Source organism: Treponema sp. UBA753 (assembly GCF_002297325.1).
In the GTDB taxonomy this organism is placed as follows: Bacteria; Spirochaetota; Spirochaetia; order Treponematales; family Treponemataceae; genus Treponema_D.
The window spans coordinates 57935-64958 of sequence record NZ_DBKJ01000065.1 but is presented as its reverse complement, the minus strand read 5'-3'; the positions used below and the strand labels follow the sequence as shown (position 1 = coordinate 64958).

Here is a 7024-nt window from a genome sequence, read left to right as displayed (position 1 = left end):
CGATAATGACATTAAATCATAAAACTCGAAGTTTGGGCTAATTATCAGTTTCCTAACCGATTTTGCTATGCAAACATCGCAGTATCAAGCAAGGGAATGACATTTTTGGTAAAATACGCCGCAGCAAAAAAAAAGACCCTTTGCCCGGTCACCCTGAAACTAACAGGATAATCAGGCAAAAGGTCTTGTTTCTTCAGTTTGCACCGAAGCCTAAGAACCAGACTCAAAGAGCCGGCTGTTGATTCTTAAGGAAGTAACTACTCCCCCTTTGCTTGCAGTAATATTGCAGTAAAAGGGGAGCAGTGTCAAGAGCAAAAACTAAAACTTAAAGTCAGACATTTTTTCGCTTAATGACTTGACGTTCGCTGAATTTTCTAGAACGTGTTCTTTTGAGTCAGCCAAAGTTTCTGTAACTTTTTGAACAGATTCATTAATGGAATTTACTTTGACATTTGTTTCTGAAGTTACTTTGTTCAAATTCTTCATTTCTACAGAAATCTGCTCGCCGCCCTTAAGCATTTCCGCAGCTCCGTCCTTTACGGTTGCTGTTGATTCTGTTAAGCGGCTGATTCCTTCAAGAATCTGCTTGTTGCCTTCAGTCTGTTCAGTCATTGCATTTGAAATTATAAGCTCTTCGTTCTGAACTTTCTTTATGAGAGAATAAATGTTGTTGAACTGAACAGAAACTTCGCTTGCATTTGTGGCAACAGAATTAATTGATTCAGAAAGGCTTCTAAGGTTGTTTTCAATTGACTTTGCGCGCTCATTGCTCTGCTCGGCAAGTTTTCTGATTTCGTCAGCAACAACAGAAAATCCTTTTCCAAATTCACCGGCATGGGCAGCTTCAATCGCGGCGTTCATTGAAAGAAGGTTTGTCTGGCTTGCGATGTCCTGAATAACTTTGCTTGCGTCCATAAGCAATGAAGATTTTTCAAGGACTTCTTCGGAAAGCTCGCTTGCAATGTGGACTTTTTTCATTCCGGCTTCGGATGCGCTTTCAAGTTCCTGGACAGTTCCGTTGTTCTTTTTAAGGCTTGAAGTTACACCGTTTACGTTTGCAACCATCTGCTCGATTGCGGCGGACGACTGGTCAATTGCCGATGTCTGCTTTTCAATTTCGTCGTTCAGGTGGCGGATGTGCTTGATGATTTCTTCAACAGTTGCGCTTGTCTCTTCAACAGAAGCAACTTGATTTATCATCTCGTCCTTTACGGAATCTGAAATGCTCTTTACATTTGCAATTTCTGAAATCGACTGGTCAACGTGCTCCGAAACTTCAGACGAAACAGCCAGCGTGGAATTTACATCCTTGCTGATTTCCTGAAAAATCGTTCTTATGATTTTGTATGCGTTGTTCAAGTCGTTTATGATGATTCCGAAGTCGTTTCTTGTAACAACCTGCGCCCTCTTTATCGCGTAGTTCTTTTCGGCAAGCGCTCCCAAAATTGCTTTTTCTTGCTGAAGATTGTTCTTTATGTCGTAAGCGGTAACAGAAGTTGTAAGTCCGACTGAAATAAAGCCGAATACTGCCGCAGGGAAAATCACTTTTAGAACGCCCGAAACCGAAGAGTCAGAAGCAACGCTGGGAACTAAAAAGGATGCCGTGATAATAAGAAAGCAGCCCAAAAGGTTTACAAGTGTCATCAGTATGATTCGTTCACGGTTTGATGAAGTAACAACTGTTTTGTCGAACGGAAGCCAGTGCAAAAAGTGCTCGAAGCGGCTGTTGAAAATTGTGTAAAAGCTGATTCCGTAAAGCAGCATAAAGCCCGTGCAGATAAGAATGATTGAAAGGTACGGAGAGCTTCCTTCAAATGCGGCGAACTGCGTGTCTTTTAAGTGAATCACAAAGCAGGCGAGAAAAGGTATTGCAATTCCCAAAACTAAATTTATTGCAAAAAGCATCTTGCCTGAATATTTCAGCAAAAGATTTATTTTTCTAATAACTTCATCTGTTCCGTCATAAGTTTCTATTTTTTTGCGAAGAAATCTGTAAAAAACAAACGGACACAATGCCGCTACCACATAGGCAAGAATGGTGTAAGGCGAAAACAAAATAGTTGTAAGCTCTTCTGTTGTAACAATTCCTGAAACACACAAGTAGACAGGAGCCAGCAAGAATGGTGAAAACGAAGATAAAAGCAGCAGCAAAGGAAGCTTTACATAAAATAATTTTCTGTCAGTTTCTGAAAGTTTTTGTTCCATAAAAAATATTCCTCACAAACAGTATATTTTTATAACAAATCTGTATCAAGTAAAATTTAAATTTTTTACAGAAAATAAATATCAAATTAACAATGCGTAATTTTTAATGCGTAATGTGCGGTTTTTGCTTGTTCGTGAAATTTTTGCACTGTCTGGCAAAACGTATTTTCTTGTTATGAAATTATTTCATTCGCTTGCCAACGCATTTTTTTATCTTGCAGAAAATTTTACGAGCTTCCCAACGCATTTTTTGCTCGTGCGAAATCTTTTACGGTCTGCCCAACGCGTTTTTTGCTTGTTCGAAAAGTTTCACGCTTTGCCCAGCACATTTTCTGCTCATGCGAAAAATTTCATAAGCCGAACTGGCGTACTTTCTTCAAACGGAATAGTTCCGTTCATCGTCCGCAGGTAATTTTTTGCAACGGAATGATTCCGCAGTATGCCGGCACGTACTTTTAGCGAACGGAATGATTTTTTCAGCATAGAATCACCTTGACATCCGATATTTAGTTTATTATATTCTTTATTAGTTACATTATGTAACTAATCTAATTGCAACGAGGCGATTCATGAAAAAACTGGTTTCTTTTTTATTTGCATTGTTTGCCGCAACCGGCATTTTTGCGCAGTCTAAAAACACACAAAAAATGAGCGTTGTATTCGGCGGAAAATCCTACGAGCTTAATCTTTCACAAAACAAGACTGCCGAAGTTTTTGCAGAAAAAGTAAACGGAAAAAGCCTTTCGATGACAAAATACGGCGGGTTCGAGTTCTACAGCTACACCGCGCTTGACTACGGCAAAAGCGACTCTTCAACTTCCGCTTACAAGGCAGGGCACGTCTATTACAACTTGAATTTTCAGGCGATTTCCGTTGCCTACGCTGACCACAGCATAGGCTCTGCAAAGGCGGTTGAAATCGGCGAATTTGCGGACAAAAGCGTTTGCGGCGCGCTGAAAAATCTTTCAAGCGGAAGCGTTTTTGCTTTCAGTCTGGCTGAATCCGTTGCGTCTGCTTCTGAAAAATCTTCTTCCGTTTCTTCAGGCTCAAAAAAGCTCGTCGTTTACTACAGCCTTACAGAGACAACCGCGAAACTTGCAAAGCGCATTGCAGACGAGGCAGGCGCGGACTTGTTCCGGCTTGACTGCAAAGTTCCGTACTCAAAAAATATGAACGAGTGCGGCCGCGAGTCAAAGGCGGACATAAAAAACGGAGTTCACCGCGAGCTTGCTTCTGTTCCGAATCTTTCTGGCTACGATGTGGTTTTTGTGGGAACTCCTGTCTGGTCGGACGACATGGCAAATCCTGTCGAGACTTTTCTTTTGCAGGCGGACTTGCGCGGAAAAACCGTTGTTCCGTTCTGCACTTACTGGTCTAGCGGACGCGATTCAACCTTGAGACGCATTTGTGATTTGGGCAAAGGCGCAAAAACTCTTGACGGAATCGGTCAGGCGCACTCGCAGACAGCGGACGTTTCTTCTTGGCTTAAGAAAATCGGTCTGAAATAAGCGAGGAAAGTTGTCATTGTCCGGCTCGACAGGATAATCTCCTGTAGTGAATACGTCTGGTCAATGTTCGTATAAACCTAAAATAAAGATTGCCTTGTCACGCAAGGCAATGGCAAAAAGATGGAAAAACTTATGAAAAAATCACTTTTGTTTTTTGGAACTTTTTTAGCGATGACCGCAGCACTTGCGGCGGAATCTGGCAAACCGGCTGGACAAGCTGAAAAAACTGTAAGACTGAACAGCGGCTACGAAATGCCTGTTGCAGGGCTTGGAACCTGGACTTTGACAGGCGAAACCTGCGAGAATGCCGTTTATTCCGCGCTCAAAACCGGCGTGCGTCTGATTGACACCGCAAAATATTACGGAAACGAGGCGGAAGTTGGAAATGCGATTCAGCGTGCGATTGCGGAAAAGCTCTGCACGAGGGAAGAGATTTTTTTGACGACAAAAATTGTTCCGTGGTCGTCTGACCCAGCGGCGGACATAGAGGATTCGCTTGAAAAACTAAAAGTTGACTACATAGACTTGTGCCTGCTCCACCAGCACGGAAGCGGCGACGACAAAGTTTACCGGGCTATGGAAAAGGCGTGCAAGGAAGGAAAAATCCGTTCAATCGGAATCTCAAACTTTTACACGCCGCGCGAGGTAGAGCATTTTGTCCGCGACTTTGAAATCAGGCCTGCGGTAATCCAGAACGAGAACCACATTTTTTATCAGGGAACAGCGTTGCGTGACTGGTGCGAAAAATATGGAATCCGCATGGAAAGCTACTATCCGTTCGGCGGCCGCGGCCACACAAAGCAGAGCCTTGAAAATCCAGTGATTTTGAAAATCGCCGCCGCCCACAAAAAAACTGCCGCCCAGGTGATTGTCCGTTGGCATATTCAAAGCGCCTTCACAGCGATTCCCGGCAGCTCAAACCCAAAGCACATCGCTGAAAACTACGACATTTGGGATTTTTCTCTGACTGACGACGAAATGGCGCAGATTTCAAAACTGAACACCGGAAAAAGATATGAAAACTGGTAGAAAGTGACGCTGATTTTTTAAGTTGGCGGAATTTTATCTTCTATGCTGCCGGAAACTCTAATCTTTTTTCCGAGTAAACTATCTTAAATTCTCAATCGCTTTTTCAAGCAGGCGGATTGTCTCGGTGTTGTCGGCACGGAATTTCTCGTCGCGGCCTGTAACAAGGAATTCAACGGTTGTTCCGAGCGCGCGCGAAATTCTTACTGCCTGAACTGCATTCGGAAGCCGGTCGCGGTTAATCCAGGACTGGAGCGTGTTGTAGCTTTCGCTGATTTCTGCGGCAAGCTCTTTCTGTGAGATTCCCCTGTATTCAAGTTCGCTTTTTACATTGCTCCAAAAGTCTAACATCACCTTAAAATTAGCACAAATGTACAGATTATAGATTGATTTAAATACGAATGTCATTTATTCTGTTTTCTGATAGTACAAACGTACTAATAAAGGGTGGTAAAAATGACAAACGGAAGTACTTTTTCAGTAGCGAATAAGGATATTTCGGAAAGCAAAACTGCTCGGTTTATCGATGTGGAAACTTCTCGCAGAATCACTTCGCTTCGGTACATCTTGAGCGTGCTGGTGGTCTTTATCCACAACAATTTTACTGCGGAAAAACTTGCCGAATCTTTGGCGGAAGGAAACAGAATTCCCATTTTTGCACAAAGCGTGGCAGGGGAATGGATTCAGTTCGTGATTTCTTCCGCTCTTGGAAGCTGCGCCGTTCCGCTTTTTTTCATGTTCAGCGCGTACTTGTTTTTCAAAAAAGACACTCCTTATAAAGTCATGCTGAAGAAAAAGACAAGGGGATTGCTGATTCCATATTTTGTGTGGATTGCCCTGAACATTGCACTTGTAACGCTCGGAAAACTTTTTGCCGCAAAATTGAATCCTTCGCTCCTTGCAAACCCGGAGAAAATTCCTGTTCTGACCTGGAGCGTTCTGGATTGGCTCAGGGCTTTCTCGGGATTCGGATTCGACAAATTCAATCATCCTTATGTCGGCCAGTTCTGGTTCGTGCGCGACCTTTTGATTCTGTTTCTGATTTCGCCGGTTCTTCGCAGTATATATAGAAGATTTCCTAAGACCTCGCTGATTTTCTGCGTGTTCATCTATATTTCGGATGTTCTGCCGCAAGGCTTTGACTCGGACAGGGCTGCGCTTCTTTTCTTTACGCTTGGATATTTCTGGGCGGAGCGGAATTTTTCGCCGTTCGCATTTGCCGACTCTTTCCGTTGGACGGAACTCTTTACGATGTTCGCATTCTCTGCTCTTGGCTGCAACCTGATTTTCAAGGGAAATTCCGTTTGTTCTGCGCTGATGGTTCTTTTTTCCGCCCTGATTTTCCTGAAACTTTCCGGCTCGATTTCTAAAAACCAAAAAACTTTTAGCTTTGCAGAAAAACTTTCTCCGTTCTCGTTCTTTCTGTTCGCGGTTCACATGCCGTTTCTTCTTGCCTGCGTCCAAAATCTGTGGCTTCGCTTTTTGCCGATGAAAAATCCCGCATTCTGCCTGCTTGAATATTTCGGGGCGAACATTGCAATTGTCGCGCTTGGAACTTTCGCCGGCATTATATTGCGGAAAGTCTGTGTGCCGTTGTTCAGCATTTTAAACGGCGGAAGAAAATAAAGAGTGAAGGGAAATTTCTAGAGTTTTATAACAGAAAGCCCGGGGATTTGTTCAAAATGCTTATCCTGTGTAATTACTGATATATTGTTGGCTATGGCAGTTGAGGCAATCCACATATCATTTTCAGGGAGAATTTTTCCTTTTCCTTGCAATGAAGCTTTTATTTTTCCATATTCAAATGCGACATCTTTTGTTATATCAAGAATGGGATAAGAAAGACAGAAGCTCATGTATTTTTCTCGATTAGTTGATTTGAGCTGAGATTTTTCTGCTCCGAACATTAACTCACCTAGCACAACAGAAGATGTATGAACGTCTGAATATTTTCTTGCTTCAGTTGCCACTGCAATATCGCCTTTTATTATGCGAATAATCACATTAGTATCAAAAATATTACCATTCATTTGGTTCTATTCTCCTGCAGTCCTGAACAGCTTGGAGCATTTTTTTACTGTCTTCTTCGCTGATTGTTTCAAAGAATTTGTCTATGGGAGAAGTTTTTGCTGCCACAGTTTCCTGTTTTTTTGTTTTAAAAATTTGGGAGAGTTTTGAAAGTAAAGCCACGCACTGTTCATAAGAAAATGAATCCATTTCTGTTAACATTGTATTGAATACAGCATCGCTCATTTTAGACCTCCTATAAAAAGTCAAGATTAAAA

7 protein-coding genes are annotated in these 7024 nt (G+C 42.3%); 3 read left to right on the top strand and 4 right to left on the bottom strand.

What is annotated here, in order from left to right; genetic code table 11:
- Nucleotides 1–318: 318 nt before the first annotated feature.
- Nucleotides 319–2205 carry a methyl-accepting chemotaxis protein gene (locus B4C08_RS05815; protein ID WP_296663904.1) on the bottom strand — a complete coding sequence of 629 codons (1887 nt, stop codon included), beginning with the start codon at nt 2203–2205 and terminating at the stop codon, nt 319–321.
- 569 nt (nt 2206–2774) lie between these two features.
- Between B4C08_RS05815 and B4C08_RS05810 the strand changes: the two genes are divergently transcribed.
- Nucleotides 2775–3713 carry a flavodoxin gene (locus B4C08_RS05810; RefSeq protein WP_296663903.1) on the top strand — a complete coding sequence of 313 codons (939 nt, stop codon included), beginning with the start codon at nt 2775–2777 and terminating at the stop codon, nt 3711–3713.
- 132 nt (nt 3714–3845) lie between these two features.
- The gene (locus B4C08_RS05805; protein WP_296663900.1) at nt 3846–4742 is read left to right on the top strand and encodes an aldo/keto reductase; all 897 of its coding nucleotides are present in this window, start codon (nt 3846–3848) and stop codon (nt 4740–4742) included.
- Nucleotides 4743–4820: 78 nt separating this feature from the next.
- Here B4C08_RS05805 and B4C08_RS05800 read toward each other — a convergent pair whose 3' ends face one another.
- Nucleotides 4821–5090 carry a helix-turn-helix transcriptional regulator gene (locus B4C08_RS05800; RefSeq protein ID WP_294013916.1) on the bottom strand — a complete coding sequence of 90 codons (270 nt, stop codon included), beginning with the start codon at nt 5088–5090 and terminating at the stop codon, nt 4821–4823.
- 105 nt (nt 5091–5195) lie between these two features.
- On the opposite strand from B4C08_RS05800, the gene B4C08_RS05795 reads away from it, so the two are divergent.
- On the top strand, nt 5196–6365 hold the full coding sequence (locus tag B4C08_RS05795) for an acyltransferase family protein (protein ID WP_296663897.1): 1170 nt from the start codon (nt 5196–5198) through the stop codon (nt 6363–6365).
- 17 nt (nt 6366–6382) lie between these two features.
- Here the strand turns inward: B4C08_RS05795 and B4C08_RS05790 are convergent, their stop codons facing one another.
- Together B4C08_RS05790 and B4C08_RS05785 are read right to left on the bottom strand one after the other, a co-directional pair.
- Nucleotides 6383–6769, bottom strand: a complete 387-nt coding sequence (locus tag B4C08_RS05790) for a PIN domain-containing protein (RefSeq protein WP_296663895.1) — start codon at nt 6767–6769, stop codon at nt 6383–6385.
- Entirely contained in the window at nt 6759–6992 is a 234-nt protein-coding gene (locus B4C08_RS05785) for a hypothetical protein (protein ID WP_296663893.1), read from the bottom strand. The genes B4C08_RS05790 and B4C08_RS05785 overlap by 11 nt, the downstream gene beginning before the upstream one ends.
- Nucleotides 6993–7024: the final 32 nt, after the last annotated feature.